Source organism: Sphingomonas sp. (assembly GCF_023266535.1).
GTDB lineage: Bacteria > Pseudomonadota > Alphaproteobacteria > Sphingomonadales > Sphingomonadaceae > Sphingomicrobium.
In genome coordinates this window covers 8,429-29,508 of the sequence record NZ_JAHFPY010000028.1, presented here as the reverse complement: position 1 = coordinate 29,508, position 21,080 = coordinate 8,429, and the positions used below count along the sequence as shown (strand labels likewise).

General features: G+C 64.5%; 13 protein-coding genes. 4 read left to right on the top strand and 9 right to left on the bottom strand.

Going from position 1 to position 21,080, the window contains the following annotated elements:
* A partial coding sequence (locus tag Q0C64_RS06120; protein ID WP_294121557.1) for a PilZ domain-containing protein occupies window positions 1–346 on the top strand: 346 nt, incomplete at its 5' end.
* On the opposite strand, the gene Q0C64_RS06115 is transcribed toward Q0C64_RS06120, so the two are convergent.
* Window positions 343–567 carry a hypothetical protein gene (locus tag Q0C64_RS06115; protein ID WP_294121554.1) on the bottom strand — a complete coding sequence of 75 codons (225 nt, stop codon included), beginning with the start codon at window positions 565–567 and terminating at the stop codon, window positions 343–345. The genes Q0C64_RS06120 and Q0C64_RS06115 overlap by 4 nt on opposite strands.
* Before the next feature lie 97 nt (window positions 568–664).
* Here Q0C64_RS06115 and Q0C64_RS06110 point away from each other — a divergent pair, with 97 nt between their 5' ends.
* Window positions 665–1,138, top strand: coding sequence for an Lrp/AsnC family transcriptional regulator (locus Q0C64_RS06110; RefSeq protein ID WP_294121552.1), 474 nt, complete (start codon window positions 665–667; stop codon window positions 1,136–1,138).
* On the opposite strand, the gene Q0C64_RS06105 is transcribed toward Q0C64_RS06110, so the two are convergent.
* The 3 genes from Q0C64_RS06105 to Q0C64_RS06095 form a co-directional block, all read right to left on the bottom strand.
* The gene (locus Q0C64_RS06105; protein WP_294121550.1) at window positions 1,135–2,949 is read right to left on the bottom strand and encodes a DUF885 domain-containing protein; all 1,815 of its coding nucleotides are present in this window, start codon (window positions 2,947–2,949) and stop codon (window positions 1,135–1,137) included. The genes Q0C64_RS06110 and Q0C64_RS06105 overlap by 4 nt on opposite strands.
* 110 nt (window positions 2,950–3,059) lie before the next feature.
* Window positions 3,060–3,860 carry an RcnB family protein gene (locus tag Q0C64_RS06100; RefSeq protein ID WP_294121549.1) on the bottom strand — a complete coding sequence of 267 codons (801 nt, stop codon included), beginning with the start codon at window positions 3,858–3,860 and terminating at the stop codon, window positions 3,060–3,062.
* A gap of 25 nt (window positions 3,861–3,885) precedes the next feature.
* Window positions 3,886–4,434 (bottom strand): (2Fe-2S)-binding protein, encoded by a 549-nt coding sequence (locus tag Q0C64_RS06095; protein ID WP_294121547.1) that lies wholly within the window; start codon window positions 4,432–4,434, stop codon window positions 3,886–3,888.
* A gap of 51 nt (window positions 4,435–4,485) precedes the next feature.
* On the opposite strand from Q0C64_RS06095, the gene Q0C64_RS06090 reads away from it, so the two are divergent.
* Entirely contained in the window at window positions 4,486–5,265 is a 780-nt protein-coding gene (locus Q0C64_RS06090) for an alpha/beta fold hydrolase (RefSeq protein WP_294121545.1), read from the top strand.
* A gap of 58 nt (window positions 5,266–5,323) precedes the next feature.
* Window positions 5,324–6,262: a transglutaminase-like cysteine peptidase gene (locus tag Q0C64_RS06085; protein ID WP_294121542.1), complete on the top strand. Its 939-nt coding sequence runs from the start codon at window positions 5,324–5,326 to the stop codon at window positions 6,260–6,262.
* Between the two features lie 13 nt (window positions 6,263–6,275).
* Here the strand turns inward: Q0C64_RS06085 and Q0C64_RS06080 are convergent, their stop codons facing one another.
* The 5 genes from Q0C64_RS06080 to Q0C64_RS06060 all read right to left on the bottom strand — a co-directional run bounded on the left by Q0C64_RS06080 (window position 6,276) and on the right by Q0C64_RS06060 (window position 20,660).
* Window positions 6,276–7,538 carry an HlyD family type I secretion periplasmic adaptor subunit gene (locus Q0C64_RS06080; protein WP_294121540.1) on the bottom strand — a complete coding sequence of 421 codons (1,263 nt, stop codon included), beginning with the start codon at window positions 7,536–7,538 and terminating at the stop codon, window positions 6,276–6,278.
* 17 nt (window positions 7,539–7,555) lie between these two features.
* A complete protein-coding gene (locus tag Q0C64_RS06075; protein WP_294121537.1) occupies window positions 7,556–8,545 on the bottom strand; it encodes a cell wall hydrolase in 990 nt (329 codons plus the stop codon).
* Window positions 8,542–10,701, bottom strand: a complete 2,160-nt coding sequence (locus Q0C64_RS06070) for a type I secretion system permease/ATPase (RefSeq protein WP_294121560.1) — start codon at window positions 10,699–10,701, stop codon at window positions 8,542–8,544. The genes Q0C64_RS06075 and Q0C64_RS06070 overlap by 4 nt, the downstream gene beginning before the upstream one ends.
* Window positions 10,702–10,729: 28 nt before the next feature.
* Window positions 10,730–12,187 (bottom strand): TolC family protein, encoded by a 1,458-nt coding sequence (locus Q0C64_RS06065; RefSeq protein ID WP_294121534.1) that lies wholly within the window; start codon window positions 12,185–12,187, stop codon window positions 10,730–10,732.
* Between the two features lie 64 nt (window positions 12,188–12,251).
* A complete protein-coding gene (locus Q0C64_RS06060) occupies window positions 12,252–20,660 on the bottom strand; it encodes a DUF5801 repeats-in-toxin domain-containing protein (RefSeq protein ID WP_294121532.1) in 8,409 nt (2,802 codons plus the stop codon).
* Window positions 20,661–21,080: the final 420 nt, after the last annotated feature.

Below are 21,080 nucleotides of genomic sequence, written 5' to 3'. Positions count from 1 at the left end.
CAGCCCAGTACCGTCCCCACAAGAGCAAGACGCTTATGCCGACCGCCGCGTTTATCCGCGGGTCGCGGTGGCGTTGCCGGCATTTCTCCAGGCCGGACGCGAGCGCCACCATGTCCAGATGCTCGACCTTTCCGCCGGCGGCGCCAGGCTGCAGTGCGCCGCGCGCCTGCCGAACGGAACCGCCGTCGAGCTGGACTGCGGAACGTTCGTGCGGCCAGGAGGCGTCCGCTGGCAGAATGAGGAAGCGCTGGGCCTGTCGTTCGACAGCGAGCTCAACGCGCGCGAGCTTTCCGCGCTGGTCAACCGCTCCAACGCGCTTACCGCCCGGATGAATCCGGCGGACTAGGGGCCGAAGCTGAGGATCTGGATATCGGGCGTACGGCGCATTTGCGCGCCCGCTCCGCCGCCGCCCCATTTGTTCGGCTTGACCGGTTTGGCCGCGGCGACCTTGGTCGTTTGATGCGTCTTGCCGGGGCAGGTCTTCTGCTTGACCGGGGCAGCCGCCGAGGCCTGCGCGGTAAGCGCCAGCGAGACGGCCGTGATCACAGTTGCGATTCGCGACAACATGGCAATGACCCCTTAGGCCATCTTTATACGCGCATCAGGCCGCCGAGGCAGCGCATTTGAACTAGCGCCCGCGCCAAAATTTGGCAAGGTTCGAACGATGTTCGACAGTTTCGACCTCAAGCTCTTGAACGCGCTGCAGGAGGATGCCGACCGCACCGCCGAGGAGCTGGCCGAGATCATCGCCCTGTCGCCGTCGGCAATTGCCCGGCGGATTCGGCGCCTCAAGGAGAGCGGGGCGATTGCGCGGACCATTGCGCTGCTGTCGGCCGAGATCGTCGACCATCGGCTGCGCGCGGTCGTCCGGCTGCAGCTGCACGAGCATCAACAGGCAGCAGACTTCAACCAGTTCCGCACCCGGCTGAAGGCGCGCGACGAGGTGCAGCTGTGCCTGGAGGTCAGCGGCAGCGACGACATGCTGCTGCTGGTCGCGTGCCGCGACATGGCCGAATTCAACGCCTTCGCCGATGCCGAGCTGGCGGCGAGCCCGGTCGTCCGCCGCTACGAGACCAGCTTCGTCAAGAAAGAGATCAAGAACCGGCCGATGGTCCGGCTCGACGAGCGGGACGCCTAGCTGGCCTTCTTAGCCGCGATCCAGGCGTCGATTTTCCGTTCAAGGATCGCCAGCGGCAGCGAGCCGGTCATCAGCACCTGGGCGTGGAATTCGCGAATGTCGAACTTCTTGCCAAGCTCGGCCTCGGCCTTGCGGCGGAGGCGCTGGATGGTCATCGCCCCGGTCTTGTAAGCCAGTGCCTGGCTGGGGATGGCGATGTAGCGCTCGACCTCGGCGGTGGCGTCGGTCTTGCCGATGTCGCTGTGGCCCAGCATGTAATCGATCGCCTGCTCGCGGGTCCAACCCTTGCTGTGGATGCCGGTGTCGAGCACCAGCCGCATCGCCCGCAGCATCTCGTCCGACAGCGTGCCGAAGCGCTGGATCGGATCCTTGTAGAAGCCCATGTCGTAGCCGAGCGTCTCGGCGTAGAGCGCCCAGCCCTCGACATAGGCGGTGTTGCCGCCGAACCGCATGAACGGCGGCAGCGTGCTGTTCTCCTGCGCCAGGCTGATCTGGAAATGATGGCCGGGCGAACCTTCGTGGAGATAGAGGGTGGTCATGCCCGGCGTGGTCCGCGACGGCAGGTCATAGGCATTGAAATAGAAGGTGCCGGGGCGCGAGCCGTCCGGCGTCCCCTGCTCATAGCTGCCGCCGGCCTGGAATTTCTCGCGGAACGGCTCGTAGGGGCGGATCTGCAGCCTGGCCTTGGGCAGGGTCGAGAAATATTGGGGAAGCTTGGCGTCGACCGCCTTGCCGATATCGTAATAACCCTGGGTCAGCGCCTCGCGGGTCGGCTTCTTGAACTTGGGGTCGGTGCGCAGATAGTCGAAGAATTCGGGCAGCGTGCCGGCAAAGCCGACCTCCTGCTTGACCTTCTCCATCTCGGTGGTGATGCGGGCGACCTCCTTGAGCCCGGTCTCGTGGATCTCTTCCGGGTTCAGCGGCAGGGTCGTGGTGGACTGGACCAGGTAGCGATAGAGCTTGTCGCCGCCCTTCATGTACATCAGGCCAACGCCGTCGCGGGCCCGGGGCAGATACTCCGTCTTGAGAAAGTCGCGCAGGCGGGTCAGCGCCGGGTAGAGCTCGCCGGTGATCGCCGCCCGGTAGGCGGTGGTCAGCCGCGCCCGGTCGGCCGCACCGATGCTGTCGGGGAACTGCTTGACCGGTCCGAAATAGGGCGAGTCCTCGGGCTGCTGGGCGAGCTGCGTGTCGAGCTGCTCGATCATGTTGCGGACGGTCAGCTTGGTTTCGACCACTCCGCTCTGCTCGCCCTCGCGGAAGCGGCCGATGGCGCGATCGATGAACGTCACGAACTCGGCGTGGCGCTTGAGGTTATTCTCATAGTCCTCGACCGAGTTGAACGGCGCCGCGCCCTTGCCGCTGGCGAAGGTCGCATAGAAAGTGTGGAAGCCGGCGAAATGGTTGATCGGCCGGACGGCGGTTAGCGCCAGCAGGTCGGGCTGCAACCCCCTGAGCGTGTCCTCGGTCGAGAATTCGAACACGTCATAGGCGATCTGGTCGGTCGGGTTGAGCTCGGCCCGGTTGATGGCATGGAGCGCGGCGAGGTCGGCCTCGGCAGCGGCGCGCTCGCCGGCATAATATTGGTCGGTGATGTTGTCGCCGAGATGGGCAGCAAAACGCATGTCGCCGCGGAACAGGGCATTCAATGGATTGCGCTGGAGATTGGCCTCGTCGCTGTCCTGGAACAGCTTGAACAGCCGGTCATGCGCGCTTTGGGCAGGGGCCGTCGCGGCGGCGGGCTGCGCGAGGCCGGCGCTGGCCGGGAGGGCGATGGCGGCAGCGCAAATGACCAGGGCAAGCTTATGTTTCATCGTCGACCTCTTGATTGCCGCGCCACGCGGGCGCGAAGGCGCTTGGCCGACGGCAAAAGGGGCGCCGCGGTTCACCCGCAACGCCCCTTCGACCAACTGTTAGCTCAAGTCTACCAGAAGACGTTGTAGATCACGTCGACGACCTCGCCGGTGTAGATGTTCACCAGCAGCGCGTCGTCATAATAGCGCACCCAGCGGTACGGGCCGTAGACCGGCGGCAGGCGATACTGCCACGGATCGTTCAGCCAATAGTTCGAGCCATAATAGCTCGGCCACAGATTGAAGCCGATCGAGAAGCGGCTGTAGTTCCAGCCATAGGGGTCGTAGTAGCGGCCGAGCCGGAACAGTGAATGATAGCGGTTGCGGTAGCTGCGCCAGTCGTAACGATGGTCGTGGCGCCAGTCGCCCGACCAGCGGCGGTGGTGGTCGTCCCGGTCGCCGTCGCGGACAATGCGATCGTGGACGCCGGTGAACCCGCCGCCATCGCGATGCACCTGGACGCCATCCTGGTCGCGCACCGCCCCCTCGCGCCCGACGCGGGTGATCGAACCAACGAAACCGTCGTTATCGCGGTCGGTGCGGCGGACATGTTCGACATGTTCGACCGGCTGGACCTGCTGGACAGGCTGCGCGTCTTCACGGCGTTCGAACCGCCGAACCCTGGGCTGGTCGCCGCCCTGGACGTCGGCGCTGCGCTGGACATGCTCGGTCCGGTCGATTTGGACGCGCGGCGCATCATTGTTCGAGCGCTCGATGCGCTGCACGTGCTGCGGACGGTCGTTGGACGAATTGTCGCTGCTGCTGTCGGACCGCTCGCGGTGCTCGCGAGGCCCGTTTTCGCCGCGCTCGGCGTAGGCGGCGGCCGGCATCAATACGCCCGCCATCAGCATGGGAATGAAGAGCTTACGCATTACTGAAAAACTCCAACCTTCAACGTCATGAGTCGTTGGGGGGAATTTGGTCTTCGATCGATGAGCCGTTGCTGAACCGAATCGAATTCGATTGTTCAGCTTTGGGCGGTGCAAAGGCGGCCAAGGGAGCGGCCACCTGGGCCGCCCGTGCGACCGCCTTCAATATGCGCGGCGTCGCGCCGCAACGGCAGATGTTGGGCAGCTGCGCCAATTGCTCGGGCGCGGGATTGGGCGTCGCGCGCATCAGCGCCGCCAGCGCCATGATGAAGCCGGGATCGCAGCGGCCGCATTGGCTGACCTGCTCGCTCGCCCAGGCTTGCTGCAACGGATGGGCGCGATCAGCCGACAGCCCCTCGATGGTCGTGACATCGGCGCCTTCGGCGGCGGCGATGGTCAGCTGGCAGGACAGGACGGCGCGACCGTCGACGATCACCGTGCAGCTGCCGCAATCGCCGCTGTAGCAACCATGCTTGGTGCCGGTGAGGTTTGACGCATCGCGCAGCGCGAACAGCAGCGGTGTTTCAGGATCGAGCTTGTAGTGGATCGCCTCGCCGTTGACGGTCATGCTGGTCATGGGCCGAGCCTAGCTTGCAATAGGGGGATGCGCGACCCCATGATGCGCGTGATGGCGAGCATATCAACCGCGCGTGGCCGTACTGGTCTGCTGGAAAAGGGAAGCAGCAGCGCGACGCCGATCGTCTTCCTGCACGGTGTAGGCTCGGACAAGAGCGTTTGGGTGCCGCAAATCGAACATTTCGGAGCCAGCCGCCGGGCGATCGCCTTCGATTATCTTGGTTATGGCGAAAGCGATTATATGGAGGGGGCCAGCCGGGACGATCTTGCGGCGGCCATCTTCGCTGCAATGAGCGCGCTGGGCATCGATCGGGCGCATATATGCGGCCTATCGCTTGGAGGGGTGATCGCCATCGCCATGCACGCCGCGGCACGTCAGCGTTGCGCTTCGTTGATCATTGCCGACAGCTTTGCGGTGCATCCCGACGGTCAGGGTATCTACAACCGTTCCGTCACAGCAAGCTGGTCGATGTCGATGCGCGCCTTGGCCGAAGCCAGAACTGGAGTCCTGGTAGGCAGCGCAGCGAGTGAAGCGCTTCGCGCGGAAGTGATCGAGACGATGGCGGTGATCGACCCGGCCGCCTATCGCATCGGCGCGGAAGCGGTGTGGCTGGCGGACCAGCGCGACCGGGCCGCGGCGATCGACGTTCCGACGCTGATCCTGGTTGGGGACGAGGATGGCATCACGCCACCGCCGCTGTCCGAGGAGCTGCACCGGCTGATCCCCGGATCGAGGCTGGAAGTGATTGCCGGGGCCGGTCACCTGACCAATGCCGAGCAGCCGGAAGCGTTTAATTCAGCGATTGAATCCTTTCTCGCCGAACTAGGATAACCAACTGTTAACCTAGTGATTTAAGGCTGTTTTTTCCTTGTCCTGCGAAAAGCGGGGCATGGATACCGCCGCTCGCTTCGCCCGTCGCATTCTTCCCGGCCTCGCCGTGGTCGCGCTTGCCGTTCCGGCCCAGGCGCAGGTGGTCAGCCCGACCAACCGGTCGTTCACCAAGACCGAGGCGATCCTTGGCGGAGCGCCGAGCGCACTGGCGGCGATCACCGCCCAGCAGGGTGGCCGCCCGCTCTACAGCAGCTATGTCGTGCCCGCGGCCCGCACCTTGCCGATCCGGCCGGCCGTCATCACCTATGACCGCTCGCCGGTTTCGGCCGACCGGCCCGACGTGTTCAACAGCGTCGCGCTGTCGATCGGCCGCAGCCCGCTCGACGCCAGCTGGAACCGCGTCTCGGGGGCGGGCGTCGGCGGCAATGCCGGCGCCTTCGCCGCCTCGCTTCGCGGCCAGCCGGTTTTCGCCAAGCTCGAAGCAGTCAACAGCTACATCAATTCGCGCGTCCGCTTCGTCGACGACCGTGTCCAGTTCGGCATCGCCGACCGCTGGCAGGCGGCGATGGAAACGCTGGCCCATGGCCGCGGCGACTGCGAGGACTTCGCTTTGGCCAAGCGTGCCATGCTTCGCGCCGCCGGAGTTGCCGACAAGGATCTCTATCTGGTCGTGCTGAAGGATCTGTCGCGCCGCGCCGACCATGCGGTGCTGGTGGTGCGCGCCAACGGCCGCTTCCTGGTGCTCGACAACGGCACCGACCGGATCGTCGATTCGAGCGACGTGCAGGATTACAAGCCGGTGCTGACCTTCACCGCCGGCCATGCCTACACCCATGGCTATCGCCGCGACCTGCCGCCGGTCCAATATGCCAGCAACACGGTCGCTGCGCCGGTGGTGTTGGCCGAGGCGCGGTTCGAGCCTTCGTCGGGCGAACGCGACCTGCCGGACGTGCTGCGCGAGACCGCCAGCCTCGTCCCGGCGACGATCAGCCTCTAATCTTGCGTTGTGATCAGCGCTCGCGAAGCGCGTCGCTGCGCGCCTTGAGGACCGGCTTCAGCAAATAGCTAAGGATGCTCTTGCGGCCGGTGATGATCTGCGTGTCGGTCATCATGCCGGGCGTAATCGGCAGGCGCACACCCTTGGCCGTCAGATAGCTCTTGTCGGTCTCGACGATGACAATGAAGTAGGCTTCGCGTTCCTTCTCGTCATAAATGCTATCGGCCGAAACCTGGACGACCTTGCCTTGAAGTCCGCCATAGGACGAGAAGTCATAGGCGGTGACTTTGACCAAGGCCTTGTCGCCAACCTTGATGAAAGCAATGTCGCTCGGCTTGACGCGGGTCTCGACGAGCAGCTTCTCGCCCATCGGCACTACTTCCATCACTTTTTCACCAGCCTGGACGAAGCCGCCGATGGTGGTGACCTGGACGTCGTTGACGACGCCGTCGACCGGTGAGCGCAGCTCGAGCCGCCCCGACTGGCCGCCGGTGCCGCGCAGCGACTGTTCATTGACCGCGATCTTCTGGTTGACCTGGCTGGCCTCGTTGAGCGCATCCTGGCGGAAGGTGAACGAGGCCTCGCTGGCCTGGCTATTGGCTTCGCTGACCGCCGCCATGGCGCGGCCCTGCTGTTCGCGCGCCGCGGCAATCCGGCCTTGCAGGTCGACTACTTCGCGCTGCGCGGTGGCAAGCTCGGTCTGCGGAACGATGTTCTTGGCGGCGAGCGGCGCCAGCCGGTCGACATTGTCCTGGGCCAGAGCCAGGCTGCGGGTTAGCGAGCTGATCGTCGCTGCGGCTTCTGCTGCGTCGCGGCGGCGCTGCTCGGCCGATGCGCGCAACGCGGCAACGCGGCTCGACAGCGCCTGGCGCCGGACCGCGCTCAAGGTCGCTTCCTCGCCGCCCAATTGGGTGGACGCACCGGTGCCTTCAGCCTGCAGACGCGCCGAGCGAGCCTGCAGCGCCTCGGTTTCGGCCTCGATCGAGCGGCTTTCCGGATTGTCGAGACGGGCCAGCAATTGACCGCGCTTGACCCGCTGTCCCGAGCGAACCAGCAGCTCGGCGATCGACGCCGGCGCGGGCGCCTGGATGAGCTGGATCTTGCTCGACGGGATGACCTTGCCCTGGCCCTTGGTGACCTCGTCAACCTGCGCCAGCATCGCCCACAGCAGGAACAGGGCAAAGCCGACGGTTACCGAGACGATAATCAGCCGCGCCCCGGTTAGGGGCTCTCGCCGCCGCCCGATGGCGGGTCCTTGGAAGGGAAGCGTGGCCATTGTCCGAACCTTACTCTTTAACGCGCCGCCAACACGACCGGCGCTGGTGCCTTGGCCTGATGGTCAGCGACCGATTTGGATGCTGAATTGCTGTCCGAGGGCATCGGAATGTTGAGAGTCCATCCCTTGGACGTGTCGAGCAAGCCGCCAACATCATTTTCAGCGCGCGGAACGGGCGGCCCTGCGAGTGCCGGATCGTCGACCGGGACGATGCTGCCGTCGGTCAATACTGCCTGGCGAAGCGGCGGGCGAAGCGACAGCGGATCGGCCGGCTCGCCGATGTAACGGCCGGTGAACGCGGCGGTGGAGCCCCAAGCGCCCGGCCAGCGGTAAAAAATATGCGCGCCGATCTGGACGATCTTGGCCAGCTGCGGCGCCCAATAGGGCGCGACATAATCGGCATGATAATGAGTCGCGGCGCCTACCGATTTCTCGACATAGCCGTCAAGCGCGGCGGCCGCGACACGCTCCGCTTCCTGCCACGCGCCGAGTACCGGGCGCCGGTAGAGCGAGCCGTCACAGACGAAGCTGAACTGGCAAACTGGTTCGCGCGCGCCCTGATAGACGACGCCGCAGACCGACTTTGGAAAAGCCGGGTGACGAAGGCGATTGATCACCACCTGGGCAACCGCGCGGCGGCCTTCGAGAGGCTCGAACCCTGCTTCGTAATAAATCGCCTGGGTCATGCACAGCAGCGCCCGGCGCCGGTCGAGCGGATCCGAATTTGAGAGGTCGAATGGACGCGACGCGAACACTGGGGACCGGCTGAACGGCCTTGATGCATTGATCAGCCTGGCCTGGTCGCCGGTCGCCCGATTCTCGATCAGGCGCTCACCAGTCGTCGCGGAAATCAGCGACCGGGCAACCGATGGCGCAATGGTAACGGTCGCCGATGCCTCGCCGGACTGCAGCGAAAGCGTCGTGCTCCCGACCAGGCCGCCGAGCAGCAGGGCCGTCGCAAAGCCGAGGTGACGCCGGTTGGGCCTGAAGGAACGGATGGCGATCATTGCGCCGCATCCCCCTTTGCCGCGGCCGCCGCAGCCGACAGCTTGCCCAGCACCTGGTCGCGCGGACCGTCGGCGATGATCTTGCCGGCGTCGATCACGATCAGCCGGTCGCAGATCGACAGCATATTGTGGCGATGGGTCGACACCACCAAGGCTTGATCCTTGGCCAGCGCGCCCTTCAATTTCTCGATGAAATAGAGCTCGGTCTGCGTGTCCATCGCCCCGGTCGGCTCGTCGAGGAACAGCAGCTTCGACGGAGTGACCAGCGCGCGCGCCAGCACCAGCAGCGATTTCTGGCCGCCGGACAGCAATGCGCCGCGCTCACCAACCGGTCGGTCGAAGCCGGCCGCGTCGCGCGACAAGAAAATGTCGGCGCCCGAGCGGACCACGGCGTCGATCAAGTCCTGATCGTCGGCCTTGGCGGCGCCAAGCATCAGATTGTCGCGGACCGTTCCGGAGAACAGTTCGGCATCCTGCCCGACGTAGCGGAAGGATTCGCGCAGCTGATGCGGGTGATATTGGCGGCTGTCGAGGTTATCGACCAGCATCTCGCCGTCGGTCGGCGCATAAAGGCCGCACATCAGCCGGCCCAGGGTCGACTTGCCCGAGGCAACGCGGCCGATAATGGCAATCCGCTCGCCCGGATCGATCTTGAGATTGATTTCGCTGAGGCTGTCGATGCTGGCGGCGGGATAGCGGAAGCTCGCGCCCTTCATCTCCAGATGCCCGGCGCGGATTTCCGGCACGATGCTGCGTGCGGCGACCTGTCGCTCGTCGGTGGCATCCATCATCCGCTGCAGCGAATCCAGCGTCGTCATCGACTGGCGAGCGCGAGTGATGAGGAAGGCGAACTGACCGATCGGCGACATCGCGCGGCCGGCCAGCATGACGATGGCGATGATTGCGCCCATCGTGATCTTGCCGTCGTTGAACAGGTAGAAGCCACCGACCACCAGCCCGACGCTGATCGCCTGCTGGCTGATCGAGGCGAGGTTGACCGCGACCGCGGTCAGGCGGCGCAGCTTTTCCTGGGTTGCGGCCGACATGGCGGCATAGCGGCGCCAGCGCCCGAGCATCTGGCCCTCGGCACGGGCCGCCTTGAGCGTTTCAATTCCCGCGATGGATTCGACCAGCACCGAGTGCTGCAATGAGCTGTCGGCCTGCGCATCCTGTGCTGCGCCGGCCATTCGCCGCTGCAAGATCACGCCCGCACCGAGCATGAGCGCGATGCCGAAAATCGGGACCAGGACCAGCGGCCCGGCAAGGATGGTGATCAGCACCAGGAACACCAGCAGGAACATGATATCGACGATCAGCACGACCGAGGTCGACGCGAAGAAGTCGCGGACGCCTTCATATTCGCTGACCCGCTTGGCGAACGCGCCGGTCGAGCCCTGCCGTTCGGCCATCGGCAGGTTCATCACCTTCTCGAACAGCTTCTGGCTATATTTGGCATCGAGCCGCCGGCCGATCTCGTCGACCACCTGCGAGCGCGCAATGCGCAGGATGAAATCCCAGCCGAGCGCGAGGAACACGCCCAGCGCCAGCACCCACAGGGTCGGCACGGCCTTGTTCGGGATCACCCGGTCATAGACGTTCATCGTGAACAGCGGCACGGCAAGCGCCAGCAGGTTGACGATCAGCGCGGCCAGCAGGACCGGCCAGAATTCCTTGCGGACCTTCCACACTTCCGACCAGAACCAATGGGTCCGGCGGGCCTTGTCCCAGGGCCGCTCGCCGGCCCGCTCCGCGGTCGGATCGGGTTCGATCGCCACCGCATGGCCGGTGAAACTCTCTTCGAAGTCGCTGACCGGGACCCACATCGGCTCGGCCGTGCCGGGCGCATAGACCAGCGCCTCGCCAGCCTTCATCTCGAGCAGGACGATGGCGCGCTCTTCGGTGAGTTCAACGATCGCGGGAAGCTGTTGCAGCCGCCAGCCGGCAAGGCGGCGGCGAACCACGGGCTCGCCGCGCATTCCCACTTGTTCGAGCGCGGACTCGACTTGGTGGAACGGCAGCGTGCCCGTGGCCGAAAGCGCCAACCCCGCACGTAGCAAGACCGGGGAAGACGGCCTGTCTGCGCGGCGCGCGAGGAAGGTCAGGCAGTCGAGGACAGGGTCGATCTCACGCGACGGCGCGGAATCCAGCCATTGCATGATACTCAACACCCGTCCCCTTCATACCTTACTGGCCGCCCGTGGGAGCCGGTGCCGGCTCGGCCGGAGCAGGAGCCGCCTCAGTCGAGGGCGGACCCATTACCGGATACGGGAAGCTATTCTCCTGCCGGTCTTCCGGCGGGATCGGATTGACGTCGAACTTCGCACGCTGGTTCATGACCGCTTCGGCCGGCATCTGGACGCCGAGCGACTCGATCAGCTTGTTGGTAGCCGCCAGCACGCGATATTGCGCATAGAGCTTGGCCATCCGGGCCGTCTCCAGCGACGCCTGGACGCTGTAGCGCGTATTCTGCGCATCGAGCACGTCGAGCAGCGAGCGGCGGCCGACGTTGAACTGCTCGCGATAGGAGAGCAGCAGGTCGTCGGTGACGCGGCTTTGCGTCTCAAGTTCGCCGGCCAGCCGGGTCTGGTTGGTCAGGCGGCTCCACGCTTCACGCACATCGGATTCGGCCTGGCGGGTCCGTTCGAACAGCCGGGCGTGAGTTTCATTCTCGCGCTGCTTCTGTTCGCGGACATTGGCCGTGTTGGCGAAGCCGTCGAAGATCTTCCAGCGCATCACGATGCGCGCCGAAAGGTCGCTGGTGCGACCCTGGAAGCCATCGATGTCGTCGCCATAGCGGGCAGTCGCTTCAGCGTTGAAGCGTGGCCCGAGCAAGGCCTGCGCGGTCTTGATTTCCTGGCGCGACGTATTGAGGTCGGCCAAGGTCTCCTGAACGCGCGGGTTGTTCTGGCGGGCCATTTCTTCGGCCTCCGGCAGCGTTGCCGGAACCATCCCGGACAGATCGGGCGGCATGTTAACCGCGTCGATCGGAACGCCGGTCAGCGCCTGGAACTGGATCGCGGCAGTGTCGAGATCCTCATTCGCCTCGGTGATCCGCGTCCGGGCAGCCTGAAGCCGCTCTTCCGCCTGCTGTTGGTCGGCGACCGAGATGGAGCCGCGAGCGACGCCTTCCCGAAGGTCGGCGGCAAGCCGCTCATGGAAAGTGGCATTGTCGCGCGCAATCGCCACCAGCCGCTGTTGCAGCAGATAGTCGATGTAGGCACGGCTGACGTTGAGCGCGACGAATTCGCTACGCTCCTCGATGCGGGCCGCGGCTGCATCGGTGCGCGAAGCCTGCCGCTTGATCTCGGCGACACGGCCGCCCGAGTTCCACAGCAGCTGGTCGGCGACGACAAAGCCCTCGACCGGCTCAAGCCGCTGATCGGCAATGCCGAGCGAACGGCGGGTCGGGTTGCGCAGCTTGCGCAAACCTGCCGAACCTTCGACGGAGATGGTCGGATACCAGGTCCCTTCGGCCTGCTTCCGCTCTTCCTTCGTGGCTAGCTTGTTGTGCACAGCTTGCCGGATTTCCGGGTTAGTATTGAGGGCGGCCTGGACGGCCTCCCTCAGATCGACCGCGAATGCCGGTGATGCGCACAGCAGCACCGCCCCGGGAACGATCAACGTCCAGTGCTTCCTCTTCATGTCTTCCCCCTTCTGGTCAGAGGCAAAGACCCTCCCCGTCCACCAGGGAGGGCCATTACCAGGTTCAGCCGTTGTGGGTTGGCAGAACCATGTCATGGTGGAGCATTTCGGCACCCACCTTCATCAGCATCTCGGTGGCCCCAGCGGAACCCCCATTAGATGCCATGTCCCAAGCCGAGACGGCGTTGGCTCCGGCGCTTGCCAGATTAGCAATCGCCGCGCCGCTGCCATTTCCGCCATGGAAAGCATCGAGAATGGCGTCGATGGCGCCATGCCCGTTACCCTGGCCGAGCGCCTCGGCAACGATCTTCTCGACCGAACCGCTGTGCTGGGCATTGCCGTCCAGGCCAGCAGCCTGCAGCGCCGCGGCCGAAACCATCGCCACCGCCGGAGCGACCGGGCTGGCAGCAGCTGCGTCAGCCGCCGGTCCCTGATCGTTGGCCGGAGCGTGGCTCGAGCTGGCCGCCGCAGCAGCCTGACTGCCGTCGAGCGAATGGCTCGATTCCGCCGAGGCATCGGAATGACCCGACGAGGCGGCTTGCACCACATCGTCGGCGGCTTCCTTGGCCTCGTTGGACAGGGCCGAACGGCTTTCTGAAGCGTCATCAGCTGCCGCTACCACCGCCGGGCCAACGCTCGCGGCCGCATCGGCAACTGTCTGGCCGTGATCAGCTTCATCGGCCGGCGAAGCCGCCGCTGGCTGGCTTGCCGCCAAGCCGGCCGCCGCAACCGCTGCCGCGATGGCAATGCTGCTGCTCGAGCTGCTCAGCGCCGTCTGTTCATCAACCGCCGCGCGGCCGACATAGAAGCTGGCGTCGGCAACCGTACCAGTTGACCCGTCCGCGTTGGTGTAGGTCGAGCTGCCGGCCACGACGACGTCGCCACCAGCTGCGGTATAGGTGACGTTGTCACTGACCAGGTTGATGCTGGTGATGCCGGCCGCCGTCAGGCTCTTATATTCGCCCGCGTCGACCACGCCGTTCGAATTGGCATCCTGCCATACACCGAACTTGGCGAAGTCAGCATCATTTGCATCCAGCGTGTCGCCATAGAGAGCGCGCAGCCCTTGCAGGTCGGTGACGCTGCCTGAACCGAACACGAACTCGCCGGCTCCATCGACGGTCCCGTTGCCGTTCGCGTCGAGGACCAGGATGCCATCGGTCGGGCCAGCCCAGGCCGTGGCCTCCTTCACGCCGTCGCCATTATAGTCGAACCGGACCCCGGCATCGGCGGCGAGGAACTGCACGCCGTCACCGTTGAGGTCGAGCACGACCGGAGCGACCGTGGTGTTGGCCGCCGGAATGGTGGCTGCACTCACCGAGTCGACTGCCGGCGTGACGGTCGCCGAGATGGCCTGAGTGATCGAGTCACCATCGCCATCGGTTACCGTAACGTTGAAGTCGAGCTGGGCGTTCTGGGGCGTGGTCGACACCGTCGTGAAGCCGATCGACGAGATCTTGAACGGACCGTCGTTGGTGTCGGTCGAGAAGGCCTGCGTGCCCGTGCTGGCGACACCCAGAACACCACCGTAGTTGAAGTCGAGTGCCGTTCCGGTGAGCCCTTCATCGCTACCCGAAATCTGCGCGCCGACAATCACCAGGTTGGTATTGCCCTGCTGATAATCGTTCGGCTCGATGACGATCAGGCCGTCATTGTTGTCGAGCGTGATGCCCGAGTAGATCCCCGGACCCGAGCCCGGGCCCTTTTGGATGTCCGAGTTCTGAACCATCAGCGCCACGGTCGAATAGGTGTGCGCGACGGTGTCATAGACCTTGAGGATGACAATCATGTCTTCCCCAGAGCCGATGCCGTCGAACTTCAGGAACATCGACGAAGCCTGCGCATAGGTGCTGGGATCAGCCAGGATGCCGGTCGGGTTGGCACCCTGGACCAGGTTGAAGTCGAGCACCTCGCCGCCCTGGATCGTATCACCTGCAACGCCATTGGCATCGTTCGAGGTCGACACCCAGCTATCCACCTGATTGAACAGCTGACCCGCATTCCAGGTGGTGTCGCCACCGCCATTGACCGGCGCAGGGTTATTGGCACCCGGGACCCAATTGCTAAACTCCAGGTTATTGTCCCCGGTGCCCGAGCTCGGCTCGGCCACGCTGGTGAACTGCACGTAGATGTCGTTGGCAGTACCGGCCAGGTCCTGGATCTGCGTGACCGAGATTTCCGGCTGCGAACCGTCGAGGTTCGAAGTTCCAGGCTCATAGCCCTGGAACAGCGTACCCGTCGCGGTCTGCAGGATGGTGGTGACGCCCTGGATCGGGTTGGCAAGGTCGACCGTGTAAGTGCCGGCAACCTTGTCAAACACCAGCGTACCGGTTTCGTGCGCGGTATTGCCGCCACCAATCGGGTAATCGAAGCTGAACGAGTAGCTCGCGGTGGTCGCATTTTCGGCGCCCGGAGTCAGGATCCAGTTCGTCACGGCAACGCCGCCGACCGTCGCACCACCCGTCACGTTGGTGATGACGTCGTTCGTGGCAATGTTCGCGCCATCCGCACCCAGGTTGAAGGCGAAGGCAGCCGTGTGGGCAACGTCGCCGCTGTTCTGGATGTTCATGTTCTGCACGGTGGTCATCACCGGTCCCGAATCCTGGAACTGGATCTGGCTGCCGATGCCCACCTGATTGGTGGCTGAATCGCCATCCGAGTCTGTCACCGTAACGACCGCAAGGACCGCGCCATCCGCAATCGACACGGAGTCGTCAGGATTGGCAGTGTTGGTATGCTGGATCGACAGATATTCGACTATGCTGACCACGCCCGTCGCCGGGTTGATCGCGATGGCCAAAGCTGCCTTGCCATCATCGGCACCGCCGCTCACCCGACCAACGATCAGATTGCCTTCCTTGTACAGAAGGATGTCGTGACCGTCCGTCGTGTTAAGGCCGGAGTCGACGCCCGCCGCCGAGACATTCAGGCTGAACACCGTGTTGCCCGCGCCGTCGGCGCCGTAGGACGACCCGGTCGAAGCGACCAGGCCGCTTACACTCTGCGCATATTGCGGCAGGTGGGTATCGGTGCCCGTGTTGGTCACGCCGGCGAAGAGGGCGATGACGCCCGCCGAGGTGGTATCGTTCGAGTCAACCTGGATGCCGACAGATTCGTCAACGCTGACTGTCTGAACCGTCTCAACAACCGTCGCCGTCGGCGTATCGTCGTCGACATTGACGACGATCGAGCCATTGACGCTGTCGCCGTCATGGTCGGTGACCGAGTAGCTGATCGTGAACGAGACATTATTCTCGTCGAGACCGGCAGGATGATCGATCGGTGCAACCTGACTGACCGTGTAAGCGCCAGTCGTGGCATTGATCGTCAGGGTCAGGACATGCGTCGCACCCTGCATCACCCACAGGTCGCCATTGCCCTGCAGCGCATAGCTGAACCCAGCCGGAGCGCCGGTCGTGAGGTAGGCCATCGAGCCAGCGCCATCGGCGCCGTAGCTGTGCGACAGCGTGCCGCTGACATTGGTGGCATTGGCATCGTCGCCGACGCCGCCAGCATTGCCGCCGGCCAGCGCATCGTCGTCGAGCTGCACTGCCGCGTTGGCCGCAACCGTCGGCGTATCGTCGTCGACGTCGACAACAATCGAGCCGGTGACGCTGTCGCCGTCATGATCGGTCACGCTGTAGCTGATCGTGAACGAGACGTTGTTCTCGTCGAGACCCGCCGCATGATCGATCGGTGCGACCTGGCTGACCGTGTAAGCGCCAGTCGTGGCATTGATCGTCAGGGTCAGGACATGCGTCGCGCCCTGCATCACCCACAGGTCGCCGTTGCCCTGCAGCGCGTAGCTGAACCCAGCCGGAGCACCAGTGGTGAGATAGGCCATCGAGCCAGCGCCATCGGCGCCATAGCTGTGCGCCAACGTGCCGCTGGTGTTGGCCGTATCCGGGTTGACGTCGCCGACGCCGCCGGCATTGCCGCCGGTCAGCGCATCGTCGTCGAGCTGGACCGCTGCATTGGCAGTCGCCGTCGGCGTATCGTCGTCGACATTGACGACGATCGAGCCATTGACGCTGTCGCCGTCATGGTCGGTGACCGAGTAGCTGATCGTGAACGAGACATTATTCTCGTCGAGACCGGCAGGATGATCGATCGGTGCAACCTGACTGACCGTGTAAGCGCCAGTCGTGGCATTGATCGTCAGGGTCAGGACATGCGTCGCACCCTGCATCACCCACAGGTCGCCATTGCCCTGCAGCGCATAGCTGAACCCAGCCGGAGCGCCGGTCGTGAGGTAGGCCATCGAGCCAGCGCCATCGGCGCCGTAGCTGTGCGACAGCGTGCCGCTGACATTGGTGGCATTGGCATCGTCGCCGACGCCGCCAGCATTGCCGCCGGCCAGCGCATCGTCGTCGAGCTGGACGCCGGCGTTCGCAGCCACGGTCGGCGTGTCGTCGTCGACGCTGATCGAAATCGTACCGGGTGCAACGTCGTTATCCGAGTCGGTCACGGTGTAGTTGATCGTGAACGCCTGGTTGTTCTCGTCGCTGCCGGCCGCATGGTTGATCGGCGCATTCTGGACGACGCTATAGGCGCCAGTCGTGCTGTTGACGGTGATCGTCAGGACCGTCACGCCGCCCTGCTGCACGAGCACGACGCCGGCACCGCCGGAAACATAGGTGAAGCCCGCCGGCGCGCCCGTCAGGAGCACACCGAAGGCCAGCGGAGCATCGCCGCCGGAACCCGGCAGGAAGCCCGTCGCATTGACCGAGTTCGGGTCGTCACCGATGCCGCCCGGGTTGCCACCCGCCAGCGCGTCGTCGTCGAGCCCGACATCGACGTTACCTGCCTGCGGCGTGTTGTCCGCCAGCGTGATGGTCAGAGTGGCCGACACCGTATCGCCGTCACCGTCCACATAGGTGTAGGTGAAGGTGTCGGTCGCGCCGCCGGCGCCGCCGGTGCGGGTGTAAGTGTACTGGCCGAAGGCATCCATATGCAGGGTGCCCCACTGGCCGCTCACGTCGAAGCCGCCCGACGGGTTGCCGTCGGTGCTGCCGTTGAAGCCGACCAGGTTGGTGATCGCACCGAAACCATCGGCGCCCGGGACGTCGTGGTTGGCCGCACCCTCATTGGTGCCGACGCCAGTGATGACGTTGCCGTCCGCCTGGTCGGTGATGTTGCTGGTGGTGTCGGTGTCGTTGTTGGCCGAGGGACCGTCATCGAGGAAGGTCAGCTGGCCGCCAATGTCGACTGCCGGCGATGTCACCGGGTCACCGTCGCCGTCGGTCGCCGTGACCGTGACGCCAATGACGTTCGAACCGAAGCTGAGCGGATCGTTCGGGTTCGGGTTCACGGGATGGTCGAGCGACAGATATTGCTCAAGCGTCACCACGCCGGTCGTCGAGTTGATCGAGATGGCGAACGCCGCCTGGCCGGCGAAGGTGCCGGAAGCGACCACGCCGACAATGTTGCCGTTGACCAGCTGCAGGTTGACGGGCGAGCCGTCGGTCAGCGTTAGGCCGGAAGACACATTGAGGATGCTCAGCGCATAGCTGATGCTGCCGCTGGCGGCCGGGCCGTCGGCGCCGAACACCGCATGCGGATCGACAATCGCCGAGCCGCTGTTGCCCTGGCCGATGGCGAGCCCGCCGGAGAGATCCGGATCGTCACCCTTCTGGATAAGGCCGGTATCAATGCCCGGCGTGTTGGACGGAAGGGTCTCGTCAACCGTCACCGTCGCCTGCACGTTGAGCGTCGGCGCAACGGTCGGGCCGTCATCCTGGAACTGGATGTGGCTGCCGATACCGACCGAGCTGCTGTCGAAGTCGCCGTCCTTGTCGGTGACCGTCACGGTCGCCAGGATGGCGCCGTTGTCGATCGACAGGGAGTCGTCGGGATTCGGGTTCACCGGATGGTCGATCGACAGATATTCGACCATGCTGACCACGCCCGTGGCCGGGTCGATCGCAATCGCGAAGGCTGCCTCGCCATCGTGGGCGCCGCCATCGACGCGGCCGACGATGAGATTGCCTTCCTTGAACAGCAGGATGTCAAAGCCCTCGGTCGTGTCGAGACCGGAGTCGACGCCAGCCGACGAAACATCGAGGCTGAACACGGTCGTGCCCGCGCCGTCGGCGCCATAGACACTGCCGGTCGAATTGACGACGGCAATGGCGTTTGAGCCATATTGCGGCGACATGTCCGGATCGGAACCGGCATCGGCGACGCCGGCGAACAGGGCGATGACGCCGGCGTTCGTCGTATCGTTGGAGTCGCCCTGGACGCCCGCCGTCTCGTCGACGCTGACGTTCTGGCCAGTCGTGCCCGACGCCGCGGTCGGTCCGTCGTCATGGAAGCTCAGGTTCGAACCAATGTTGAGCGACTGCGAAGAGGTATCACCGTCAAAATCGTGAGCGGTGGCCGTCAGCGTAATCAGATTGTCAGGAATGGTCGTCGCGGCTTCGCTCGTGTCCGGATCACTGGATATGTCGTGGACCACGGCGCGCTGCTGATCGAGCGTGACGACGCCGTTGGCATCGACGCTGACGACGAATACCGTCGGACCGCCCACGCCGGCCGTGCCGACGACCTGGCCATTGACGACGGTGAGGACGACCTGCGCACCGGTAGCGGTGTCAAACAGGCCGGTCGCACCGGCATTGACGCCGAGCGCATAGGTGATCGAACCCGCGGCCGCCGGTCCATCGGCGCCGAAATTGGCGCTGAAGTTGGCGGCGAAGCTGGCGCTGTCATTGGTGCCGAGATTGGTTTCGTCGACGTTGAGCGTCGGCTCGCCATGATCGGCGAGACCGATGGAGGGACCATCATCGGTGAAGTGGAGGTTGGCGCCGATGTTGACGGTCGCCGAACCGGTGACCTGGTCGCCGTCGCCGTCGACCACCGTTTCGGCACGCGTCAGCGTGACGAAGCCGTCGACCATGCTGATGAATTGGTCAGCGAAGGGCGCGCCCGACGGGGTCGGGTCCTGGCCAATCGGATGATCGATCTGCTGGAGCTGGGTCAGCGTGACGACGCCGGTATTGGTCGTCGCCACGGTGAAGATGGTGTTGCCAGTATTGATGGCACCGGCGCTCGCCGCGGTCGTGCCGACCACGACGCCACCAACCACGAACAGGTTGATCGTCGCGCCATGGCTGGTCAGGCCGGAATTCTGGCCGGTCACCGCCAGCGTATAGGTGCTGCTCGTGCCCGGTCCGGAGCCGTCCGCGCCGAAGGAGACAGTGGTGCCGCTGAAGACACCGCCGAAGTTGGCCGACGTGCTGTCGGTATCGCTGTCGGTCGGGTCGCCATCGGTGTCGGCGTCGTCGGTCGTCAGGATGACATTCGCATCCGGGCCTGCCTCGACATGGACGACAGGCGTGTCGTCGTCGACGTTGACCGTCAGGTTTCCGATCGCGACGTCGCCATCCTGGTCCGTGACCGAATATTGGATGATGAAGCTGAGATCGTTCTCGTCGCCGCCGGCCGGATGATCGATCGCCTGCAGCTGCGTAACCGTGTAGCCGCCGGTAGCCGGATTGATCGTGATCGTGAGCACGTGATCCGCGCCCTGCAAGATCCAGATATCGCCATTACCCTGCGACTGGAAGCTGAACCCGGCGGGCAGGTTGCCGCTCGCCAGCAGGTCCCACGTCAGCGCTCCATCGCCGCCCGATCCGGGCAGCGAGCCGCTGACGAATGAAAGGGTCGGCTCGACGTCGCCGATGCCGCCGGGATTGCCACCCTCCTGGGCATCGTCATCGAGCTGCGCCGAAGCCGTGCCGGCGCTCGGCTCGCGGTCGAGGATGTCGCCGATCTCCCGAACGTCGGGCGGCGTGTAGCCATATTCGGTCGGCGGGATCAGGTCGCCGAGCGGCACGCCCGGATCCAGCGGCGGCGGCGGAGTCCCGAAGTTACCACCGCTCGACGGCGGCGTTTCGCCGGCGGCCGGAGCCACTTCCTGGCCGATCAGCAGCGCGGCAATGTTGGTCGAGGGAACCTCGACACCGCCAAGCACCAGCTGCGGTACGAACACCGCGCCGTCGATGATGATCATCTGCGTGCCGTCGGGCAGATCGACGACAAGGTTACGACCAACAACATGGACGTCGCTGAGTTCGACACCGGCAGGCAGCGTAACGACGCCGTCGGGGCCGACAATGACCTGCTGGGCGTCGGCCTTGACGGCGAACGGGGTCTTGCCGATTTCAATGATCAGCGCTGCGGTATCGGTGGCGCCATTGCTATCGGCGAGCGTGTAGGTGAAGCGGTCGCGGACGTTCTCGACGCCCTTGTTGGCCTGGTACGAATAGTTGCCCTCTGCATCGACGCTGAGCTTGCCATATTCACCCATGACGCTGAGCTTGCCGCCGGCAAAGTTCGAGTCATCGCCGCCCTTGCCTGCGATTTCGGTGATATGGCCGCCGGTCGCAATGTCGGCGCCGACGGAACCGGTCTGGGTCCCCTCGCCCGTGATCAGATTGCCGGTGGCTGTGCTCTTTGCACCAGCAGCCATCTGATCCGTGTCGTCATTCGCGATTGGACCTTGGCCCTGGAACGCGCTCGTGTGCGAAGCATCTTCGTACCGCATAACCACCTCTGCCTTTTTCGCCGCGGATCGCCCGCGACGCGTTAATTGCGTTCTGGCAGGGGCGTTGCGTTAACCGGAATTGGTTAATGCAGCCGCGAATAGTCGAGACCGCCCCCGCGCTCGTAAGGCAAAAGAAACACCCCAATTGTGAAATTTACAAGCTTGGGCCGATTCCGTGCAGAAGAGACGCGGCTCATTCTGTGACTTCGCGTTAGAAATTCTTGGTTAACATTGATACTTCTACTAAGTAATCATTGTTCATATTTATGGAAACGACGAAATCTAAGTCAAAGATACAGTATGTTTTGCCTGAACTGTCGCAGAGGAGGCTCGCGAATAGATTCG